This is a genomic window from Mycobacterium sp. SVM_VP21 (assembly GCA_024758765.1).
Lineage (GTDB): Bacteria > Actinomycetota > Actinomycetes > Mycobacteriales > Mycobacteriaceae > Mycobacterium > Mycobacterium heraklionense_C.
Genome location: CP101406.1, coordinates 541,795 through 560,608, shown reverse-complemented (window position 1 = coordinate 560,608; position 18,814 = coordinate 541,795). Strand labels below are relative to the sequence as shown.

Sequence of the window (18,814 nt, the reverse complement as noted above, 5' to 3'; positions counted from 1 at the left end):
TACCGAATCTGCCGTCAAGAAATGTTCGCGTCGAAGCTCAGCAGCACGTAGCTGCCCAGTGCCAGCGTGAAGATGATCGACACCGCCAGCAGCGTCATCAGCCAGAACCGGCTGCGCGAGCTGCGGGTGTAGTCGCCGATGATCGTGCGCAGGCCGTTGCCGCCGTGCAGTTCCGCCAGCCACAGCAGGACCAGGTCCCAGATCTGCCAGAACGGCGAGTGCCAGCGCTCCGCCACGTAGTTGAAGTCAATGCGGTACACGCCGTTCTGCCACATCAGCATGACGAACAGGTGCCCGAGCACCAGGAAGATCAGCACGGCGCCGGAGAACCGCATGAACAGCCAGGTGTACTTCTCGAAGTTGGGCATCCCGCTGTGCTGCTGCGGCGCGCGCGGGTCGCCGAGGCTGGCCGGACGGTCGCGGTCCAGGCCGCGAACCGGAGCTATCGGGCCCCGGCTGCTTTGTACGTCAGTTGTGCTCATAGGAACCGCTCCACCATGTGCATGCCGATCCGAACCACGACCGGGACCATTACCACCAGCCAGATGGCGCCGACGGCCACCAGCATCTGGCGGTGCCAGCGAGTGCCCTGCCACCAGAAGTCGATCAGGATCAGCCGGACCCCGTTGAGACCGTGGAACAGCACCGCGGCCACCAGGCCCAGCTCCATCAGGCCGACCAGCGGGGTCTTGTAGGTCGCGATCACCTCGGTGTAGGCCTCCGGGCTTACCCGCACCAGGGCCGTGTCGAGCACGTGGACAAACAGGAAGAAGAAGATCGTCGCACCGGTGATCCGGTGCAGCGCGAACGCCCACATTCCCGGGTCGCCCTTGTACAGACTCTGCCGCCGGAACCGCATCCCATCCGTCCGGGTCCCCGGCGTCGCCGCATCCGCGGATGTCGCCGTCATCAGCGCCTCCAAATTTTCTGCGGCGGCCCGCTGCGCCCGGCCTATACCGTGCGTACGGTCGCTCCGCAACGCCATCGCTGTTAATAAACCTCGGCAAGGACTCTAAACCCATCAACAGGTCCGAAACGACCACGTAAAAGTTACTGACGAGTAGCCAAGGCCTGCGACTACGCTGAAATTTGATCGTTGCTGACGGACGGACGAGGTGATGTGGTGCGCTCAGGTCGACAGGGGATCTGTTGAATGTCCCACGAAGTGGACTGGGATATGTTGCGGCGCAACGCAATCAATGTTTCAGCTAATGCCTACGCGCCGTACTCGGGACTGCGCGTCGGCGCGGCCGGACTGACCGACGACGGCCGGGTCGTCACCGGCTGCAATGTGGAAAATGTCTCATATGGGCTGGGCCTGTGCGCTGAGTGCGCGGTGGTCTGTGGGCTCTACGCCGCCGGCGGCGGCCGGCTGGTGGCGCTGTCGTGCAGCAACGCCGATGGGAATCTGCTGATGCCGTGCGGTCGCTGCCGCCAGGTACTGCTCGAACACGGTGGCTCCGAGCTGCTCATCGACCACCCGGCGGGGCCACGGCCGTTGGCCGAGCTGCTGCCGGACGCTTTCGGGCCCGATGCGCTGCCATGAGCGTGCTGGCCTCCTTTGACGCCCCGACGCTGATTGCCACCAAGCGTGACGGCCACCGGCTGCCCGATGCCGGGATCGACTGGCTGATCGACGGCTACACCGCAGGGCTGGTCGCCGAAGAGCAGATGTCGGCGCTGCTGATGGCGATCTACCTGCGTGGGATGGACGCGGCCGAAACCGTGCGCTGGACCTCGGCGATGATCGCCTCGGGGGAGCGGATGGACTTCACCGACCTGAGCCGCGGCGGCATGCCCCTGAAAACCGTGGACAAGCACTCCACCGGTGGTGTCGGCGACAAGATCACGCTGCCGCTGGTCGCCGTCGTCGCCGCCTGCGGAGCTGCGGTACCGAGCGCGTCGGGGCGCGGCTTGGGCCACACCGGCGGCACCTTGGACAAGCTGGAATCGATCGCGGGTTTCGAGGTGGCGCTGTCTACGACAAGGCTGCGCGAGCAGTTGGCCGGCGTCGGCGCGGCGGTCTTCGCGGCCGGCACTCTGGCGCCGGCCGACGCCAAGCTCTACGCGTTGCGTGACGTCACCGCCACGGTGGAATCGCTGCCGCTGATCGCCAGCTCGGTGATGAGCAAGAAGCTCGCCGAGGGCACCGCAGCCCTGGTCTTGGACGTCAAGGTCGGGTCGGGCGCGTTCATGCGCTCCGCCGAGCAGGCCCGGGAACTGGCCCGGATGATGGTCGGACTGGGCGTGGCGCACGGGGTCGCCACCCGAGCCCTGCTCACCGAGATGAGCACGCCGCTGGGGTGCACCGTCGGCAACGCCATCGAGGTGGCCGAAGCCCTCGAAGTGCTGGCCGGCGGCGGCCCGGCCGATGTGGTGGCGCTGACGGTGCGGCTGGCGAGTGAGATGCTGGCGCTGGCCGGGATCGACCGTGTGGATCCCGCGCAGACCCTGCGTGATGGCACCGCGATGGACCGGTTCACTGCGATGGTCGCCGCCCAGGGCGGGGATCTGGGGGTGCCGTTGCCGGTGGCGGCGTGCGCCGAGTCCGTGACTGCAGATCGGGGCGGCTTCATGGGTGACATCGATGCAATGGCGGTGGCCCTGGCGGCATGGCGTCTCGGCGCGGGCCGGTCTCGGCCGGGCGAGCGGGTGCAGCACGGCGCGGGGGTGCGGATTCACCGCCGGCCGGGCGACCCGGTGGCCGCCGGCGAGACCTTGTTCACGCTGTACACCGACACCCCCGAGCGGCTCGCCCCCGCGTTGGCCGAGCTGCACGGCGGCTACTGCGTCGGCGACACACCGCCGCTGCCGCGCCCCCTGATCATCGAGGCGACCCCATGATGAAGCCATGAGCACACCGGTGAGCCTGGAGACCATCGGGCAGGCCCCCAAGGCGCTGCTGCACGATCACCTGGACGGCGGCCTGCGCCCGGCCACCGTCGTCGACATCGCCGGACAGGTCGGCTACGACGAGCTGCCGGAGACCGATCCCGACGAACTGGCCACCTGGTTCCGGACACGTTCACACAGCGGCTCGCTGGAGCGCTATCTCGAACCGTTCAGCCACACCGTGGCGGTGATGCAGACCGCCGACGCCCTGCATCGGGTGGCCCGCGAATGCGTCGAGGATCTGGCCGCCGACGCCGTCGTCTACGCCGAGGTGCGATTCGCGCCCGAACTGCACATCGAGGGCGGGCTGTCGTTCGACGAGGTGACCGACGCGGTGCTGGCCGGTTTCGCCGACGGTGAGCGTGAGGCGGCCGCCGCCGGGCGGGAGATCACGGTGCGCTGCCTGGTCACCGCCATGCGCCACGCCGCGCTGTCGCGCGAGATCGCTGAGCTGGCCATCCGGTTCCGCGACAAGGGTGTGGTCGGCTTCGATATCGCCGGCGCCGAGGCCGGCTACCCCCCGACCCGGCACCTGGATGCCTTCGAGTACATGCGTGACCACAACGCGCGCTTCACCATCCATGCGGGCGAGGCGTTCGGGCTGCCCTCGATCCACGAGGCGATCGCATTCTGTGGCGCCGACCGGCTGGGGCACGGGGTGCGGATCACCGACGACATCACCGTCGACGACGACGGTACGGTGCGACTTGGACGGCTGGCGGCGATCGTGCGGGACAAGCGGGTCCCGTTGGAGCTGTGTCCGAGTTCCAACGTCCAGACCGGGGCAGTCGGCAGCATTGCCGAGCACCCCTTCGATCTGTTGGCCCGCGCTCGGCTGCGGGTGACGGTCAACACCGACAACCGGCTGATGAGCGACACCACCATGAGCAAGGAGATGCTGGTGCTGGCCGAGACCTTCGGGTACGGCTGGGCCGATCTGCAGCGGTTCACCGTGAACGCGATGAAGTCGGCGTTCATCCCGTTCGATCAGCGGGTGCAGATCATCGAAGAAGTGATCAAGCCGCAATATGCGGCGCTGATCGGCTGATTCCCAGCGGGCGAGAACTGGCGAAGGCCGGACAATCGCGGTGGCGACTGCCCGGCCTTCGATCCAGTTATCAGTGCTCGGTGACGGTGGCCTCGGCGTCGCCGGTCTTCCAGGTGACGATGCCGTGCTCGAAGGTGGTCTGCTTGGACCCGTCCGCGTTGGTGGTCTCGTCGCTGGTCGGGTAGCCGAGCTTGCCCTGCGAACCGCCCAGCTCGTTCCACTTGTCGCGGATCTTGCCCCACACCACGTACGAACGGGTGGTGTGAACGATCACGCCGCCGTCGAACTGCTGGTAGATGCCGCCATCGGGGTTCTTCTGCTCGGCGCCGGTGGGCTCGCCCAGGTCCTGCTTGGCGGTCGCGTCCAGGGAGTCGAGCTTGGCCAGAATCGGCCCGGAGACGGTGTATTCCTTGCCGTCGGCGCCGGTCATCTCGGTGGAGCTGGCGGCGCTCTCCTCGGCCGGGGTGCTCATCGCGGACGAGATCACCGAGCTGGCTGAGGACGCAACCGAGCTGGCCGAGCTCAGGGCCTCGCTGGTCTTCTCCTTGGCGGTGCCGTTGCAACCCGTGCCGATCAGCGCGACTCCCAATACTGCTGCGGATACTGCTGCGGCCCGCTGTGTTGCCTTGCGCATGTGTAGTCCTTTCGAATTGGAAGGCCCCCGCAAACCGCACGGCTCGGCCCGAGTGCTATCGGGCCAGATGTTAGTCGTGAATATGTCCGGTCGGCAATGAATTGGCGTTATTGATTGCCGTAATTCGGATTGAATTTCGCGGTACTGCGCATGGCTTCCTGCGTGCGGACTCCTCCCGCCGGCCACGCCGTGCTGACGCGACCGGGCGGCAAAGCGTTATTCGCGCCGCAGCCGCGACTGCACGAACTGTTCGAGCTGCTCCCATTCCTTGACGGCGGGCGCGTACGGGCGCTGCGGTTCATTGACCGATTCCCGGTCGAGGACATAGCTGACCATCCGGCCCAGCGGACGGTCCGGCTGGAGGGCGTCGGCGACGACGCCGTCCTCGGCGTAGGTACCCACGTCTTGCAGAAATTCGACGGCTAGATCGAGCTGCTCACGGTCCACTGCGTCCGGCCCGTCGGTGAGGTCGTCGGTCATTCCGGAGAGCACGTAGACGTTGTCATCGGTGATGTCGATCGACAGCGAACCGTCGGTGGCGGCGGTCCGGATGTCGTCGTAGGTGCTCAGATCCGACAGGTCGTGGTCGTGCTCGTCGGCCAGGTAGCGGGCCAGGGCGCGCTCGGAACCGAACACGCTGATCCGGCCGTTGCGGCCCAGGAACACCGGCTGGTCGCCGAGGTAACAGCGCAGGGTGAAGAACGTCCCGTTGTCGGTGATGATCCGAATCGGGTCGATGCCCACCTTGGTCCAGAAGTTCGCGTCGCCGCCAAGCACTAGCCGGTCGCCCGAGGCCCGCTCGGTGGTCGCGGCGACCGGTTCGTCGTCACCGGTCTCCTCGTCGGCGGCCTCGGTGTCATCGACGTCTTCGTCGGCCGGCTCCGGCTCGGCCGGGGCTTCTGCGGCCAGCTCATCGGCCGCTTGCGACGCCGCGGCGGCGTCGACGTCGGGCGTGGTGATGATCTCTTCGATCGCGGTCAGCACACCGCCCCAGTTGCGGCCGATGATCTCGGCGATCAGCTCCCAGCGCTTGCGCCCGGCCCGGCCGGTGAAGTTGTCGACGCCGCCGGCCAGCCAGCCGAGGTTGGGGTTGCCGTTGAAGAACTTCGTCACCGGTGCCAGGTCGCAGACCGAGCCGATCGCCGAGACGATCTCCAGTGCATTGGCCAGTGACTGGACGGATTGCTTGGTCGGCTTCTCGGTGAGCAGTTCCTCGACCGCGATCAGGTCGTACTGCCGGTTTCGGCCCGGGTTCAGCTTGTGGGCGTTGGCCTGGACAAGCTGCGTCCAGGCCGGGTGGTCAGCCAGGTCGTTGTTGTCGTTCACCCGTACGAACGCGACCAGGTCGGCTGCGGTGGCGAAACCGTAGAGGTCTTCATCCCTGCCCAGGAACGCCTGCCACTCGTCACCGGAGTCGCGCCAGCTCGGCGCCCACAGGGTGTAGCGGTCACCATCGGTCACCGTGAGGCGGATCGGTACAAGGTCAGCTGCCATGGCGCACAGAGTAACGATGTAGCCCGCGCGGCCCGAAGGCGGGATTGCACCGGGATTGGCGTCGTGATTGGCGGCGGGGCGCTTCGCATCGCGAATTAAAGAATCCTGAATTTTGCGGTGATCGGGTTGGCCGCGGCCGCCGGGTGGCTAGCGTCGCTGCTGTTGGAAAACCGGGGCCGGGGGAGGTCGATGACGACTGGTCGGTTGCGCCAGGCGGGCGCGATGCTGCTGGCGGTGCTGTGCGCCGCGGTATTGGTCCTGACCTCGGCGTTGTCCGCGGCGGTGGCCTACAGCGTGGACCAGTTGGCGATCCGGCTGCGGCTGCTGGCCGATGCGGGCTGGATCATGAGCGGCACCGGCGTGCCCGACCCCAGCGTCGGGCCCTACCTGGGCCAGATTCTCGCGGGATATCTGCAACCGTCATCGCCGCTCTTCACCGGCCAGCCGACGTTCCCCGGCTACGACTTCCAGGGCCTGGCCACGCCGGAGCAGTTCTGCCCGTTCGTGTGCATCCCGGGCCAACCGCCGATGAACTTCGGCACCTCGCTGAACACCGGGGTGGGCTTGCTCAACCAATCGATCCTGCCGCAGCTCCTGGCCGGCGACAACGTGACGGTGTTCGGCTACTCGCAGAGCGCCGCCATCGCGACCATCGAGATGAACAATCTGATCGCCAACGCCGGGACCGCCGGCTACCCGACCCTGGATCAGCTGGGCAACATGCACGTCGTTCTGATCGGCGACCCGAACAATCCGATCGGCGGGATCCTCGATCGCTTCCAATTCCCGGGAGACCAGCACCTGCCGTTCGTCAACATTCCGCTGAGCCTGGACGCCACCCCGACCGAGCACATCGCCTCGGACATCTACACCGGTGAGTACGACGGCTGGGCCAACTTCCCGCAGGACCCGACCAACATCCTGGCCGTCATCAATGCCCTCATCGGCATCCTCACCGTGCACCCGTACTACCCCGACTACACCGCTGAGCAGCTGGCCGGTGCCATCAACGTCGGCACGATCGGCGACGCGAGCTTCTACATGGTTCCGCAGAACCTGCCGATCCTGCAGTTCATGTTCAATGGGGGGACTGCGGGGCAGTTCTTCGGCGACTTCTTTTCGCCGTGGGCCCGGCTGGTCATCGACTGGGGCTACGGCAACGCCGGTGACCCGGCCGTCAACGGGCTGTACCGGATCCCGGCCGGTGACTTCATCAGCGGCAGCGCCTACCAGCAGGCGTTCGGGGTGGCGGGCGGGCCTTGGGCGATGACGCCGACCGGCGAACTCTACGACGGATCCAGCGTGATGGGCCTGTTCGAGCGGATGGACCCGCTGCAGATGCTGGCCGGGGTCCAGAACGCGCTGATCCAGAGCCTCGTCGGCCCGTGGGCCGACGTCGCGGCCGCGGCCAGTGGCGGTGTCCTCACCGCCGGCGACATCAGCACCATCACCGGTATCACCGACGTCCTGCAGACCGTCACCGGCTACGACCTGATCAACTCCATCGACCAGTTCCTGATCAACGGCTGGAGCGACCTGGCCACTGCGCTGAACCTGGGCGATGTGCTGGGCCCCGACGCCCTGCTGAGCGGAGCGGCGGTGCCCGGCGACGGGCTGCTGGACCTGATCGGCCTGGGCTTCAGTCTTTTTAACTACTTCGGCGCTTAAGCCGGCCCACCTCGCGCAAAGCCAGGTCGATTGTCATCGATTTGACAACATGCGTTTTCTCCATGAAGGTCAACGCTGAAAACCACCTAATAGATTAATGTGATCTTGCCAGGTGGGGGTAAGTGATCACCGATGACGTATTCGAACTGACCTGGGAGGTCTGCGATGACGGCCAAGCGAGTGCATCCGTTGGGGGCGACGTTGTTGGCCGCACTCTGCGCCGTTCTCCTGGGCGTGTCGTCGCTGCTGAGTCCGGCGTTGGCGTCCCGGATCGAGAGGATGCTCGCCGACGTCACGCTGCTGGCCGGTCAGGCCTGGATCATGACCGGCACCGGCCAAGCCGACCCGACGATCGGCAGCTACATGGACGTGGTGCGGGACTTCTACCTGCAGCCCGTCACACCGTGGTTCGCCGGGCAGACGACGTATGCGGGCTACGCGCTGAACGGCCTGACCACGCCCGAACAGTTCTGCCCGATCGTCTGCCAACCGCTGCCTGTCCCGCAGCTGAACTTCGGGGACTCGCTCGCGGAGGGCGTGGCCAACCTCGAAGCTGCGATCCGCCCACAGCTCGAGGCCGGTGACGAAGTCACGGTGTTCGGCTACTCGCAGAGCTCGGTCATCGCCACCCTGGCGATGCACAGCCTGCTCGCCGGGGATCCGAGCGGCGGCAGTCTTAGCTTCGACCCCGACAACCTGCACTTCGTGCTGATCGGTGCCCCGAACAACCCCATCGGCGGCATGCTGACCCGGTTGCACTTCCCGGACGGGTTCGACGGGAACATGCAGCACATCCCGTTCCTGAACATCCCGCTGGGTATCGACTCGACCCCGACCCTGCCGTTCGCGACCGACGTCTATGCCACCGAATACGACGGCTGGGCCGTCTTCCCCCAGGACCCCACCAACCTGCTGGCCGTGATCAACGCGATCATGGGGATCGGGGCGGTGCACAACGCCTACTTCACCGACAACCTCGCCAACGCCATCGACCTGGGCACGATCGGCAACACCAACTACTTCGTGCTGCCCGAGCAGCTGCCGATCCTCGGACCCCTCTACGGCCTCGGTGACATCGGCAAGTTCGCCGCTGACGCGGTGGCGCCCATCCTCAAGACGGTCATCGACTGGTCCTACGGCAACCCGGGCGCCCCCGACGCCGGAATCACCGTCAACGGTGTCGACCCGATCGGTACGGCCGGCGCCTGGGCGGTCACCGCGACCGGCCAGCTGTCGGAGGACACCGGTGTCGCCGGCTTCCTGCTGCGGATGGACCCGCTGCAGATGCTGGCCGGCCTGCAGTACGCCGGCGTGCAGAGCCTGGCCAACACGATCAACAACCTGCTGGACTTCGCCGGGCTGGGCCCGCTGTCGGACTCGTTCGTCGACACGCTGCTGTCGGGTTACAACCTGACCGTCGGCCTGGACCAGGGGCTGCTCACCGGATGGCAAGACTTGGCCACCCAGTGGAACCTGCTCGACGTGCTGGGCCCGGACGCCATCTTCAACGGCGCGCCGCTGATCTCCGCCCAGCCGCTGCTGGACCTGCTCGGGGTGGGCTTCAGCCTGGTCAACCTGCTCGACGCCTAGATCGATGCCGCACCGACGCTCGCTGGGAGCAGCACTGCTCGTAGCGGCGTCGGTGCTCTCGGTGACCTGCGGGCCAGGGGCGCCGGGCCTCGGCGCGGCAGATCGGCCCAACGTTGCGCTGTTGGCCAATGAGGGCTGGATCATGGGGCCGACCAGCATTCCCGACCCCACGGTCGGCGGCTACATGGACGCGGTGCTGAACCTGTTCCTGCAGCCTGCGACACCCTGGTTCCCAGGTCAGCCGACTTTTCCCTCCTACGATTTCGCCGGTCTGGTCACCCCTAACCAGTTCTGCCCGCTGGTGTGCTTGCCCCCACCGAACCCGTATCTGACCTTCGCCCAATCGATAGCCCGCGGCACCGAGATCCTGCAGGCCGCGGTGGTACCGCAACTGGAAAACGGCGACAACGTCACGGTGTTCGGCTACTCCCAGAGCGCCACGGTCTCCACCCAGTTGATGATCGACCTGCTCGCCAACGCACCGGGCGGAGGCGGGGGCGTTTATGACCCGGACAACCTGAACTTCGTGCTGATCGGCAACCCCAATAACCCGCTCGGCGGCGTCCTGACCCGCTTCCCGGCATACCCGCTGTTGGGCGATCAGCCGGTCCATCTGCCGTTTCTGGGCATCCCGTTGAGCATCGGGCCGACCCCGACCAGCGGATTCGACACCACCATCTACACCGGTGAATACGACGGCCTGGCCAACTTCCCGCAGGACCCGGCCAACCTGCTGGCCATGGTCAACGCGCTGATCGGCACGGCGACCGTGCATTTCTCCTACATCGACTTCGACAACCTGGCCGACACCATCGACCTCGGCAGGATCGGGGACACCGACTTCTACCTGATTCCGCAGCAGTTGCCCATCCTGTGGCCGCTCTACCAGCTCGGCGACGTCGGCACGGTCATCGGGGATGCGCTGGCGCCGATGCTCAAACTGGTGATCGACTGGGGCTACGGCAATCCGGGTGACCCGTTCGTCGGTGCCAACGGTACTGATGCCGTCGGGCCCTGGGCCGTCACCGCCGGCGGCCAGCTGGCCGACGGCTCCGATGTAGCCGGTTTCGGACTGCGGATGGACCCGCTGCAGATGTTGGCCGGCCTGCAGTACGCCGCGGTGCACAGCTTCGTCGACCCGGTCAATGACCTGCTGGGACTCGCCGGGCAGTCCCCGCTGCCGGATTCGTTGGTCGATGCACTGTTGACCGGCTACCACCTCACCAATGCCGTGGACGCCCATCTGCTCGACGCCTGGAACGACTTGGCGATATCGCTGAACGTCGCCGATTGGCTGGGCCCCGACGCCGTGTTCAACGGGGAACCGTTGATCTCACTGGCACCGATGCTGGAGATGGGCGGCGTGGTGTTCGAGATCCTCAACTTCCTCGGCGCATGACCCGTAGGGTCCCAGGCGTGAATGTGCGCGTCGTCGACCACCCGCTGGCCGCGGCGCGGTTGACGACGCTGCGCGACGAGCGCAGCGACAATGCGGCATTCCGGTCGGCGCTGCGCGAGCTGACCTGGATGCTGGTCTACGAGGCCACCCGCGACGCGCCCCGCGAGCACATCGCCGTGCGCACCCCGCTGACCGACACCGGCGGGGCGCGGCTGGCGCGGCCACCGCTGCTGGTGCCGGTGCTGCGCGCCGGACTGGGCATGGTGGACGCGGCACACGCCCTGATCCCCGAAGCCGACGTTGGTTTCGTCGGGGTGGCGCGCAACGAGACAACCCACCAACCGGTTCCGTACCTGGCGTCGCTGCCGGCGGACCTGAGCGGCACGCCGGTCATGGTCCTCGACCCGATGCTGGCCACCGGCGGCTCGCTGGCGCACACCCTGGGACTGCTGGTCGACCGCGGCGCCACCGACATCACCGTGCTGTGCGTGGTGGCGGCACCGGAAGGCGTTGCGGCACTGGCGCAGGCGGCACCGGGGGTGCGGCTGTTCACCGCCACGGTTGACGACGGACTGAACGAGGACGCCTATATCGTTCCGGGACTGGGCGATGCCGGTGACCGCCAGTTCGGGCCACGCTGAGATCACCACCGTCACACCGGTAACCGGTGGGCGAGTATGTGACTGTTGCCCGGCTTTGAGCGACAAACGTTGTTGCGTTGGCGGAGCCAGCCCTCCCGACGCCCGTTGTCGCGCAAAGCCGGGCAACCATCACACCCTGTCGGGCTGGTGGCCGCTGAGTCGGGTGTGGCGGCTGGCAACGAATGGGGCGAATGAGCGCTACCAGCAGCGGACCGCGTCGGCGACGGCCCCACACACCCGCTGAGCCTCGGCGCGGTCCCCGGCAAGGTCATCCGACGGCGGCCGGGTGACCTCGAGGTAGCACTTGAGCTTCGGCTCGGTACCCGACGGTCGCACCACCACCCGTACCGAGCTGCCGTCACGCTCGCCGCTGAACTCCAGCGCGTCGGTCACCGGTCCGCTGCGGTGCAGCAGATCGGTTGCGGTGACGGCGAATCCGGCCAGCGTCTCGGGGGGCTCGGCGCGTAGCCGGGCCATCACCGCAGCCGCCTCGGCGGGGTTGGCGACTCGGCGCGTCACCGCGTCGGTGACGTGCACACCGTGCCGGCGGGCCAACTCGTCGAGGGCTTCGGGAACGGAGCTGCCCCGACCTGCCAGGGCCGCCACCAGATCGCAGGCCAACACCGCGGCGCTGATGCCATCTTTGTCGCGCACCGCCTCCGGGTCGACGCAGTAGCCGATCGCCTCCTCGTAGGCGTAGGCCAACGTGGCGCCGGGCAGGGCGTTATCGGCGCGCGCCAGCCACTTGAACCCGGTCAGCGTCTCCACATGGCGGGCGCCGTAGCGCTGTGCGATGCGCACCAGCATGCGCGACGACACCACGCTGCTGGCCACCACCACGCCAGCCGCCCGACCCACGGGCAGTCGTGACAGCAGGTAATCACCCAACAGCCAACCGGTTTCATTTCCGGTCAGCATCCGCCAGCCGTCAGGCCCGGTGATGCCGACCGCGCATCGGTCGGCATCGGGATCCAGGGCGATCGCGACGTCGGCGCCAACGTCGGCGGCCAGCGACAGCAGCGCGTCAGTGGCCCCGGGTTCTTCCGGGTTGGGAAACGCCACGGTGGGAAAGTCTGGATCGGGGTCGAACTGGGTCTTCACCGGGTGGATATCAGCAAACCCCGCGGCGCGCAGGACCTCGACCGCAATCTTGCCGCCCACGCCGTGCAGCGGTGTCAGCGCTACTCGAACCCGGCCGCCGTGGCGCCGCACGGCGGCGGCCCGCCCGATGTAGCGCGCAATGAGTTCATCTCCGGTCGGCGCAACACGGCGGCGGGCGATCACGTCGGCCGGGGGAGCGTCGGCCATCGCTGCCTCGATCTCGGTGTCGGTCGGCGAGACGATCTGCACGCCGCCGTCGAAGTACACCTTGTAGCCGTTGTCTCCTGCCGGATTGTGCGAGGCGGTGATCTGAATGCCGGCCGCCGCACCGGTGTGGCGCACCGCGAACGCCACCACCGGCGTCGGGCATGGTTGGGGAAGAAGTAATACCGAAAAGCCTGCGGCGGCAAGCACTTCAGCCGTCGCGATCGTAAACTGCGCCGAGCCGTGACGCGCGTCGCCGCCGACCACCACCGTCGAACTCGTGCGGCGCTGCGCGCTGAGCACCTGCGCCACCGCCCAGCTGGCGCGCAGCACCACGGCGAGGTTCATCGCGTCCGGCCCGCCCCGCACCGGTCCCCGCAGCCCGGCCGTGCCGAACCGCAGCGGTGTCGCGAACCGGGTGGCTAACTCGCCCGGACTGCACGCGCGCAGCTCCGCCGCGGTAACCGGGTCGGGGTCGTGGGCGATCCAATCCTCGGGGGTCACCCGTTGATTGTGACAAGCGGCAAATGGACATGTGTCAACTACTTGTTACGATGCCCGCGTTTGTGCCCAAGATGACAAGGGAGTGCCGGTGTGACTGGTTCCACACCTTCCCTGGCGAGTTGTTCAACTGCCTCGCCGGCGAATCGACGAACGCTCATGCCGGTAGGCATCGTGGTCGCCGTGGCCGCGGTCGTCCACGGGGTTTTCGCGATGAACTACGGCTGGCACCCCGACGAGTTCTACTACGTGATCTGTGGCCAGCACCCGGCCTGGGGATACTTCGACCACCCGCCGCTGGTACCCCTGCTAGCCCGGATGGCGGCCTTGGGGGGCTTGCTGGGGCTTCGGTTGTTGGCGATCGCGATACATCTGGGCACCATCGTGCTGGCGGCCCTGTTGGCCGCCGAATTCGGTGGGCGGCGCGTCGCCCAGATCATCACGGCGGCGGCCGTCGCGGCCAGCCCGCTGTTCATGGGTGCCGCAATGTTCTTCGGGACCACCGTGGTCGACCAGCTGATCTGGATAGCGGTGCTGCTGCTGGTGACGCGGGCGTTGCGGATCGAAACGGTGCTGGCCTGGTTGCCGGCCGGCGTGGTGGCCGGCATCGGACTAGAAGCCAAGCAGACCGTCGCATTGCTGCTCATCGGTATCGGGGTCGGTCTGGCGATGTACCGGCGCGACGTGTTGCGCACGGCCGGACCGTGGCTGGCCGCCGCCGTGGCGGTGGCGCTGGCGGCCCCCAACCTGATCTGGCAGGCCGCGCACGGCTGGCCCAGTCTGACGTTCGCCCACGCCATGTCGGTGCGGATGGGCGGCCCGGCGGGATCGCTGATCCAGCTACCGCTGCTGCTGTTGTTGTATGCGGGTCCGCTGCTGGTGCTGCTCTGGGCGATCGGGGCCTACTGGCTGGCGTCGCCCGAGGGTCGGGAGCACCGCTGGGTCTTGGTGGTGCCGGTGGCCGCACTGGTGTTGTGTGTCAGCACCGGCGGCCGCTGCTATTACGCCGGGCCGGCGCTGGCAGCGCTGTTTGCTGCCGGGGCCGTGTATATCGAAGCCGAGAATCCCGACCGGCCGCCGCGCGGCTGGGCGATTGCCCTGGTCGCGCTGTTCGCCGGCGCGGTCGTGTTCTGCCTGCCGGTGCTACCACCGGCGAACGCCACAAAATTGCGGAAGGTCAATCCCATTCCGATGGAGACCTACGGGTGGCCGCGGTTCGTCGACGAGGTCGCGGCCGCCGCGGCCTCGCTGCCCGACGACGTGCCGATCTTCACCAGCAATTACGGCGAAGCCTCGGCGCTGCGGGTACTCGGTCCGACGGCCGGCATCAACCGGCCGGTAGTCAGCGGCGACAGCACCTACGCACAGTGGGGTCCGCCGGACGGCAGCGCCGACACGGTGCTGTGCGTCGGGCGATTCCCGGTCGGGAAGTTGACGCAGTATTGGCGGCACGTCACCTACCTGACGTCGACCCGGTTCCCCACCGGGGTGCGCAACGGGGAGAGCGCCGCGAAGATCTACCTGTGCGAGCAGCCGGTAGGCAGCTGGGCAACGATGTGGCCGCGGATGCGGCACAGCTCGGGAGTGAGCTACTGATCTGAGGGCGCCGGCAGCCGGGCGATCACGTCGGCCAGCAGCGTGCCCATCCGGGCAGCCGATTCCCGACCCGCGGCCAGCACCTCGGCATGACTGAGCGGCTCACCGGTGATCCCGGCCGCCAGGTTGGTCACCAGCGACAGGCCCAGGACTTGGGCACCGGCCGCCCGGGCAGCGATCGCCTCGTGCACGGTCGACATGCCCACCAGGTCAGCGCCGAGGGTGCGCAGCATCCGGATTTCGGCCGGGGTCTCGTACTGCGGGCCGGCCATCCCGGCATAGACCCCCTCGGCGAGGGTGGGGTCGACTTGGTGGGCCAGCGCGCGCAGCGACGGGGTGTAGGCATCGACCATGTCGACGAAGTGCGCGCCCTCCAGGGGGGAGCGCCCGGTCATGTTCAGATGGTCGCTGATCAGCACCGGTTGGCCGACGTGGTAGCTGGTCCGTAAGCCGCCGGCCGCGTTGGTCAGCACCACGGTGTTGGCCCCTGCCGCGACGGCCGTGCGGATTGGGCGGACGACGTCGACGAGCTGATGGCCCTCGTAGGCGTGGATCCGGCCGACCAGCACCAGCACCCGGTGCGTGCCGATCTGCATGGATACCAGCTCGCCGGTGTGGCCCGCCGCGGTCGGCGTGCTGAACCCGGGCAGGTCGGCCATCGGCAGGGTCGCAGTCGCGGTGCCGAGGGCTGCCACCGCGGGCGCCCACCCGGAACCGAGCACGACCGCCACGTCATGCGTCCGCACGCCGGTGCGCCGGGCTACAACCGCAGCCGCCTGAGTTGCCAGCGGTACCGTCACAGGCACTGAGTTTAATAGCGCGCCGCGATGGGATACTGCCTGAATGTCTCCAACTCCCGTGTCGCACGCCGTCGAGGCGTGGCTGGCGGCCCATGCCGAGGAATTGGTGGCGTGGCGACGGCACCTGCACCGCCACCCGGAGCTCAGCCGGCAGGAGTTCGCGACCACCCAGTTCATCGCCGAGCGTCTCGCCAGCGCTGGACTCAACCCCAAGGTATTACCCAGCGGAACCGGCTTGACCTGCGACTTCGGCCCGGAAGATGGGCCTCGCGTCGCGTTGCGGGCCGATATCGACGCCTTGCCGATGACCGAACAGACCGGGGCGCCGTACGCCTCGCTGGTGCCGGGGGTGACGCACGCCTGCGGTCACGACGCGCACACCGCGATCCTGTTGGGTGCGGCGCTGGCGCTGGCTTCGGCGCCGGAACTGCCGGTCGGGGTGCGGCTGGTGTTCCAGGCCGCTGAAGAACTGATGCCGGGCGGGGCGATCGACGCGATCGCCGCCGGCGTGTTGAGCGGGGTCAGCCGGATCTTCGCGCTGCACTGCGATCCGCGGCTGGAGGTCGGCCGGGTGGCCACCATTCCGGGGCCCATCACGTCGGCGGCCGACACCATCGAGATCACCCTCAGCGGTCCCGGCGGACACACCTCGCGGCCGCACCTGACCGCCGACCTGGTCTATGGGCTGGGCACGCTCATCACCGGGCTGCCCGGGGTGCTGTCTCGGCGCATCGATCCGCGAAACAGCACGGTGTTGGTCTGGGGTGCAGTGAATTCCGGTGCCGCCGCCAACGCCATACCGCAGTCGGGGCGTCTGGCCGGTACGGTGCGCACGGCCAGCCGGGATACCTGGGTTGCGATGGAGAGCATCGTCGAGGAGGCGGTGGCGTCTCTGCTGGAGCCGCTGAACATCGAACACACGCTCAACTACCACCGCGGAGTGCCGCCGGTGGTCAACGAAGCGGTGTCGACGCGGATGCTGACCCACGCGATCGAGTCCATCGGGCCCGAGGTGCTGGCCGAGACCCAACAGTCCGGTGGCGGGGAGGACTTCTCCTGGTATCTGGAGCAGGTTCCCGGTGCCATGGGCCGACTCGGGGTGTGGCCGGGCAGCGGGCCGCAACTGGATCTGCACCAGCCGACGTTCGATCTCGACGAGCGCGCGCTGGCAGTCGGGGTGCGGGTGATGGCCGGCGTCGTCGACCAGACCGATCTGGGCTACTAGCTGCCGGGGCCGATGTTGCGGGCCGGGCGGGTCTGCAGGTTGCGCACGTATTCTTCTGGCGCACCGGCGATCTGGGCGGCTTCGGCCACCACACCCAGATAGCGCGCGGACGGCAGCCCGCGCTCCCAGGCGTCCACCACGTACAGCCACGCCAGCACCGGCGCGGGCGCACCCTCGACCGGGTCCGCGGTCATCCCGTCCACCCGGTCCACCCGGCAGCGGATCTTCTTGTGGATGCCGAACTCCGAACCCTCCCAGCTGTCCATGTTCTTCTCGTCCTCGGGAGTCACGTCGTAGAGGACGACGAACACACTCGACTCCGGGTCTTCGACCACGGTCGCCAGGGCACCTTCCCAGCCGATGTCCTCGCCGGCGAACGTCAACCGCCAGCCGTGCAACCAGCCGGTGCCGGTCATCGGGGAGTGCGGAGCCCGCTGCAGCATCTGTTCGGGATGCATGTTCGACCCGTAGGCGGCGTAGAGCGGCACGGCAGAAAGCTTAAACGTCGCGCCCCGGATAGGTTAGTCGCTGTGACTTCTCCCTCCACGCGCATCGTGATCGTCGGCGGTGGCCCGGCCGGCTACGAGGCGGCGCTGGTTGCAGCGGCCAAGGGGCCCGAAGCGGTATCGGTGACGGTGGTCGACGCCGACGGCCTCGGCGGCGCCTGCGTGTTGTGGGACTGCGTGCCGTCCAAGACCTTCATCGCCTCGTCCGGGGTCCGCACCGAGCTGCGACGCGCCCCGCACCTGGGTTTCGACATCCACTTCACCGATGCCGAGATCGAGCTGGACAAGATCCACGAGCGGGTGAAATCCCTGGCTGCGGCGCAGTCCGCCGACATCCGTACCCAGCTGGTCAACTCCGGCGTCGAGGTCATCGCCGGCCGCGGGGAGCTGATCGACCCCGAACCCGGCCTGGCGCACCACCGGGTCCGGGTCACCGAACACGACGGCGGTTCGGCGAGGCTCGCCGGAGGCGAGGGGAAGCCGGGACCGCCGCATGAGCACGGTGCGCAACGTGTGCTCGACGCCGACGTGGTGCTGATCGCCACCGGCGCCAGTCCTCGCACCCTGCCGGGTGCCGAGCCGGACGGCGAGCGAGTCCTGACCTGGCGGCAGCTCTATGACCTGCACACCCTGCCCGAACACCTGGTGGTGGTGGGGTCCGGGGTCACCGGAGCGGAGTTCGCCAACGCCTACACCGAGCTCGGGGTCAAGGTGACGGTGGTGGCCAGCCGCGACCGGGTGCTCCCGCACGAGGATCCCGACGCGGCCCGGGTGCTGGAGAGTGTGTTCGCCGAACGCGGCGTCACCCTGGTCAAGAACGCCCGCGCCGCCTCGGTGAGCCGCGCGGGCAACGGGGTGCTGGTCACCATGACCGACGGCCGCACCGTGGCGGGCAGCCACGCGTTGATGACGGTCGGGTCGGTGCCCAACACCGCCGGGCTGGGTCTGGAGCGGGTCGGAATCGAGCTCGGACCCGGCAATTACCTGCAGGTGGACCGGGTGTCGCGGACGTCGGTACCCGGGATCTACGCGGCCGGGGACTGTACCGGGCTGCTGCCGTTGGCGTCGGTGGCGGCCATGCAGGGCCGGATCGCGATGTATCACGCGTTGGGCGACGCGGTGGCCCCGATCCGGCTGCGGACGGTGGCGGCCGCGGTGTTCACCCGACCCGAGATTGCCGCGGTCGGGGTACCGCAGTCGCAGATCGACGACGGCACGGTGCCCGCCCGCACCGTCATGCTGCCGCTGCAGACCAACGCCCGGGCCAAGATGAGCCGGATGCGATACGGCTTCCTCAAGCTGTTCTGCCGACCGGCCACCGGAACGGTGATCGGCGGGGTGGTGGTGGCGCCGATCGCCTCCGAGCTGATCCTGCCGATCGCGCTGGCGGTGCAGAACCGCATCACCGTGTCCGACCTGGCGCAGACCCTGGCGGTGTATCCGTCGCTGTCGGGTTCGCTCACCGAGGCGGCTCGCCGGCTGATGACGCACGACGACCTCGACTGAGCAGCGGTA

At 68.1% G+C, this 18,814-nt stretch carries 17 protein-coding genes; 10 read left to right on the top strand and 7 right to left on the bottom strand.

Features of this window, described 5'->3' with window-relative positions:
* Nucleotides 1–14: 14 nt before the first annotated feature.
* Nucleotides 15–482 (bottom strand): succinate dehydrogenase hydrophobic membrane anchor subunit, encoded by a 468-nt coding sequence (locus tag NM962_02895; GenBank protein UVO13115.1) that lies wholly within the window; start codon nucleotides 480–482, stop codon nucleotides 15–17.
* Nucleotides 479–910: a succinate dehydrogenase, cytochrome b556 subunit gene (sdhC, locus tag NM962_02890; protein ID UVO13114.1), complete on the bottom strand. Its 432-nt coding sequence runs from the start codon at nucleotides 908–910 to the stop codon at nucleotides 479–481. Before sdhC ends, NM962_02895 begins: the two co-directional genes overlap by 4 nt.
* A 243-nt stretch (nucleotides 911–1,153) precedes the next feature.
* On the opposite strand from sdhC, the gene NM962_02885 reads away from it, so the two are divergent.
* From NM962_02885 to NM962_02875, 3 genes are read left to right on the top strand one after another with little or no spacing between them, the layout of a single operon-like run.
* The gene (locus tag NM962_02885) at nucleotides 1,154–1,546 is read left to right on the top strand and encodes a cytidine deaminase (protein UVO13113.1); all 393 of its coding nucleotides are present in this window, start codon (nucleotides 1,154–1,156) and stop codon (nucleotides 1,544–1,546) included.
* A complete protein-coding gene (locus tag NM962_02880) occupies nucleotides 1,543–2,844 on the top strand; it encodes a thymidine phosphorylase (GenBank protein ID UVO13112.1) in 1,302 nt (433 codons plus the stop codon). Before NM962_02885 ends, NM962_02880 begins: the two co-directional genes overlap by 4 nt.
* 7 nt (nucleotides 2,845–2,851) lie before the next feature.
* Complete coding sequence (locus NM962_02875; protein ID UVO13111.1) at nucleotides 2,852–3,940, top strand: adenosine deaminase; 1,089 nt, start codon at nucleotides 2,852–2,854, stop codon at nucleotides 3,938–3,940.
* Nucleotides 3,941–4,010: 70 nt separating this feature from the next.
* On the opposite strand, the gene NM962_02870 is transcribed toward NM962_02875, so the two are convergent.
* The gene (locus NM962_02870; protein ID UVO13110.1) at nucleotides 4,011–4,574 is read right to left on the bottom strand and encodes a hypothetical protein; all 564 of its coding nucleotides are present in this window, start codon (nucleotides 4,572–4,574) and stop codon (nucleotides 4,011–4,013) included.
* 216 nt (nucleotides 4,575–4,790) lie between these two features.
* The gene (locus tag NM962_02865) at nucleotides 4,791–6,068 is read right to left on the bottom strand and encodes a primosomal protein (protein ID UVO13109.1); all 1,278 of its coding nucleotides are present in this window, start codon (nucleotides 6,066–6,068) and stop codon (nucleotides 4,791–4,793) included.
* Between the two features lie 189 nt (nucleotides 6,069–6,257).
* Between NM962_02865 and NM962_02860 the strand changes: the two genes are divergently transcribed.
* The 4 genes from NM962_02860 to upp all read left to right on the top strand — a co-directional run bounded on the left by NM962_02860 (nucleotide 6,258) and on the right by upp (nucleotide 11,366).
* The gene (locus NM962_02860; GenBank protein UVO13108.1) at nucleotides 6,258–7,736 is read left to right on the top strand and encodes a PE-PPE domain-containing protein; all 1,479 of its coding nucleotides are present in this window, start codon (nucleotides 6,258–6,260) and stop codon (nucleotides 7,734–7,736) included.
* A gap of 165 nt (nucleotides 7,737–7,901) precedes the next feature.
* On the top strand, nucleotides 7,902–9,326 hold the full coding sequence (locus NM962_02855; GenBank protein UVO13107.1) for a PE-PPE domain-containing protein: 1,425 nt from the start codon (nucleotides 7,902–7,904) through the stop codon (nucleotides 9,324–9,326).
* A gap of 4 nt (nucleotides 9,327–9,330) precedes the next feature.
* Nucleotides 9,331–10,725, top strand: a complete 1,395-nt coding sequence (locus NM962_02850; protein UVO13106.1) for a PE-PPE domain-containing protein — start codon at nucleotides 9,331–9,333, stop codon at nucleotides 10,723–10,725.
* A 17-nt stretch (nucleotides 10,726–10,742) separates the two neighbouring features.
* Nucleotides 10,743–11,366, top strand: a complete 624-nt coding sequence (upp, locus tag NM962_02845) for a uracil phosphoribosyltransferase (GenBank protein UVO13105.1) — start codon at nucleotides 10,743–10,745, stop codon at nucleotides 11,364–11,366.
* 198 nt (nucleotides 11,367–11,564) lie between these two features.
* Here upp and NM962_02840 read toward each other — a convergent pair whose 3' ends face one another.
* Nucleotides 11,565–13,175, bottom strand: a complete 1,611-nt coding sequence (locus NM962_02840) for a phospho-sugar mutase (protein UVO13104.1) — start codon at nucleotides 13,173–13,175, stop codon at nucleotides 11,565–11,567.
* A gap of 156 nt (nucleotides 13,176–13,331) precedes the next feature.
* Between NM962_02840 and NM962_02835 the strand changes: the two genes are divergently transcribed.
* Complete coding sequence (locus tag NM962_02835; protein ID UVO13103.1) at nucleotides 13,332–14,768, top strand: glycosyltransferase family 39 protein; 1,437 nt, start codon at nucleotides 13,332–13,334, stop codon at nucleotides 14,766–14,768.
* Here NM962_02835 and NM962_02830 read toward each other — a convergent pair.
* Nucleotides 14,762–15,574, bottom strand: coding sequence for a purine-nucleoside phosphorylase (locus NM962_02830; protein UVO13102.1), 813 nt, complete (start codon nucleotides 15,572–15,574; stop codon nucleotides 14,762–14,764). The genes NM962_02835 and NM962_02830 overlap by 7 nt on opposite strands.
* A 37-nt stretch (nucleotides 15,575–15,611) precedes the next feature.
* On the opposite strand from NM962_02830, the gene NM962_02825 reads away from it, so the two are divergent.
* On the top strand, nucleotides 15,612–16,793 hold the full coding sequence (locus tag NM962_02825) for a M20 family metallopeptidase (protein ID UVO13101.1): 1,182 nt from the start codon (nucleotides 15,612–15,614) through the stop codon (nucleotides 16,791–16,793).
* Here the strand turns inward: NM962_02825 and NM962_02820 are convergent.
* Nucleotides 16,790–17,281, bottom strand: a complete 492-nt coding sequence (locus tag NM962_02820; GenBank protein UVO13100.1) for a gamma-glutamylcyclotransferase — start codon at nucleotides 17,279–17,281, stop codon at nucleotides 16,790–16,792. The genes NM962_02825 and NM962_02820 overlap by 4 nt on opposite strands.
* A 42-nt stretch (nucleotides 17,282–17,323) precedes the next feature.
* Between NM962_02820 and NM962_02815 the strand changes: the two genes are divergently transcribed.
* The gene (locus NM962_02815) at nucleotides 17,324–18,805 is read left to right on the top strand and encodes an NAD(P)H-quinone dehydrogenase (protein ID UVO13099.1); all 1,482 of its coding nucleotides are present in this window, start codon (nucleotides 17,324–17,326) and stop codon (nucleotides 18,803–18,805) included.
* Nucleotides 18,806–18,814 lie beyond the last annotated feature (9 nt).

What these genes read in the sequence shown, in the direction of transcription:
- NM962_02895 (UVO13115.1), bottom strand. Translation starts at nt 482, where the DNA reads ATGAGCACAACTGACGTACAAAGCAGCCGGGGCCCGATAGCTCCGGTT.
- sdhC (UVO13114.1), bottom strand. Translation starts at nt 910, where the DNA reads ATGACGGCGACATCCGCGGATGCGGCGACGCCGGGGACCCGGACGGAT.
- NM962_02885 (UVO13113.1), top strand. Translation starts at nt 1,154, where the DNA reads ATGTCCCACGAAGTGGACTGGGATATGTTGCGGCGCAACGCAATCAAT.
- NM962_02880 (UVO13112.1), top strand. Translation starts at nt 1,543, where the DNA reads ATGAGCGTGCTGGCCTCCTTTGACGCCCCGACGCTGATTGCCACCAAG.
- NM962_02875 (UVO13111.1), top strand. Translation starts at nt 2,852, where the DNA reads ATGAGCACACCGGTGAGCCTGGAGACCATCGGGCAGGCCCCCAAGGCG.
- NM962_02870 (UVO13110.1), bottom strand. Translation starts at nt 4,574, where the DNA reads ATGCGCAAGGCAACACAGCGGGCCGCAGCAGTATCCGCAGCAGTATTG.
- NM962_02865 (UVO13109.1), bottom strand. Translation starts at nt 6,068, where the DNA reads ATGGCAGCTGACCTTGTACCGATCCGCCTCACGGTGACCGATGGTGAC.
- NM962_02860 (UVO13108.1), top strand. Translation starts at nt 6,258, where the DNA reads ATGACGACTGGTCGGTTGCGCCAGGCGGGCGCGATGCTGCTGGCGGTG.
- NM962_02855 (UVO13107.1), top strand. Translation starts at nt 7,902, where the DNA reads ATGACGGCCAAGCGAGTGCATCCGTTGGGGGCGACGTTGTTGGCCGCA.
- NM962_02850 (UVO13106.1), top strand. Translation starts at nt 9,331, where the DNA reads ATGCCGCACCGACGCTCGCTGGGAGCAGCACTGCTCGTAGCGGCGTCG.
- NM962_02835 (UVO13103.1), top strand. Translation starts at nt 13,332, where the DNA reads ATGCCGGTAGGCATCGTGGTCGCCGTGGCCGCGGTCGTCCACGGGGTT.
- NM962_02825 (UVO13101.1), top strand. Translation starts at nt 15,612, where the DNA reads ATGTCTCCAACTCCCGTGTCGCACGCCGTCGAGGCGTGGCTGGCGGCC.